We start from the raw sequence: 1538 nt of genomic DNA on the forward strand, positions 1-1538 counted from the left end.
GGCAAAAACCTACTTTTTTGAAATCGGATTCACATTGGCCACAATGATATTGACCAGTCCATTCTAGTTCTACTTCGCAATCTGGCCATTTGTTCTGTTGCATATCTCTCACCTTACTGTTTCACTCGCTCCAGTATTCACATTTTCTAACCGCTAACCTTGATGTATATCACCATATGCAAGGTAATGGGTTTACTTCACGAGAAGCTTACTTTAAGAAAGATCTTATTCTGATCATCGGATATTTACCATTTGATCAGCGATCACCCCCTAAAAGAATATTTATATAACCACACACCGAAAGCATAAGTTACATATTCTGCATTTCAATTTAAAGAAGCATAAAACACCAAAATAAAATTTAAAAAAAAGAAAAAACAGAATTTAATAAAAAGATCTAATTGGAAAAGCAAGCTATTACATCGGTGTGCATTTCAATCGTTTGTGAATCCATTTCGACCAACTTGACGTGTATCGAGCCAAAGTCACTCAAATGCTCTGCGTGCGTTCCTCCACAAGGGATCACGGCCAATTCTCCCTCTCCCAAGTCACATTTCCAATAACGCGAATCGGTCAAGTTGTCACCATGGCAGTCCATAATGATCGCCGCGTCTCTTTCCAGCCAAAGCTTCAATTGTGCATTCACCTGCCCCTCTATTTTCTCTAAGTCTGACAGCATTTCTGCGCTGTTTAGGCCTCTTTTACGGAGTGTTTTACCTAAACGGTAAGTATCTAGGCACTTGTCTGGTGTTACAAAGCTGGCTTCTTGGGCATAACTATTAAAATCATAGTTGCCATGTGGGTCTTTACGGTCAGCATCTTTACGCCAGTAACTGGCAGCGAGGACTTTATTCAGGGCTAAGTAGGCGAGATGACCTGCACTGTGTCCACGACTCAATGCTTGTTGGTACTCTTTATCCACTTTCAGTGTCACTCGTGCACCTTGAGATAGAGTGTCAACAAGCGCTAATACATGTACGACAACAAATAACCAGCCTTCTGTATCGCGCTTTACAGGGATTGCCGCTCCAACAAATAACTCTCCGGTTGCCACTTCAATGGCACCAACTTGACAATCAATCACTTCAAGTTGTTGATCATTAAATACTAAGATGCCTTTATCCGCGGGATGATCAGGCCAGATATGGCTAACGGGATGAAACGGAGTCACGTCGGTGACTACGTAGGTCACTTCATTGTGGTTTTGAACGAGTTGAATCTGAGCGTCCAACTGCCAAGTTTGATGACAGAAACGGGTTTGTGTCGCGGTAATCGTCATGCTTTGCTTATCTTTGTGAATGTAAGAAGTTAAGGTTGTGTGCTGAGCATTTGAAGATACAGGAATCTGCACGTCATCACTAATACCACTAGAGAAAAACCGCGCAGAAGAACATTGTGATAATGATGAAAGTAAGGTTTAGAAAAGGACACATCTCACATCACTTTTAGAGGTTGCAAAAAACAGATAAAAAAATACCCAAGTAAAAACTTGGGTATCTTCAAATGCTTAAATTATTTTTTGCGGTTTTTAACCACAG

Annotated in this window: 1 protein-coding gene and 1 pseudogene; both read right to left on the reverse strand. The window is 40.9% G+C overall.

Annotated features, from left to right (window positions below):
* Positions 1–103: pseudogene (locus R7P67_RS24005) on the reverse strand (zinc-ribbon domain-containing protein); the annotation flags it as partial.
* A gap of 294 nt (positions 104–397) precedes the next feature.
* Positions 398–1279 carry an alanyl-tRNA editing protein gene (locus R7P67_RS24010; protein ID WP_069517368.1) on the reverse strand — a complete coding sequence of 294 codons (882 nt, stop codon included), beginning with the start codon at positions 1277–1279 and terminating at the stop codon, positions 398–400.
* Positions 1280–1538: the final 259 nt, after the last annotated feature.

Source organism: Vibrio sp. Vb0937 (genome assembly GCF_033338855.1).

Bases quoted from the DNA above. Each gene is read 5' to 3' on its own strand.
- R7P67_RS24010 (WP_069517368.1), bottom strand. From the start codon at position 1,279: ATGACGATTACCGCGACACAAACCCGTTTCTGTCATCAAACTTGGCAG.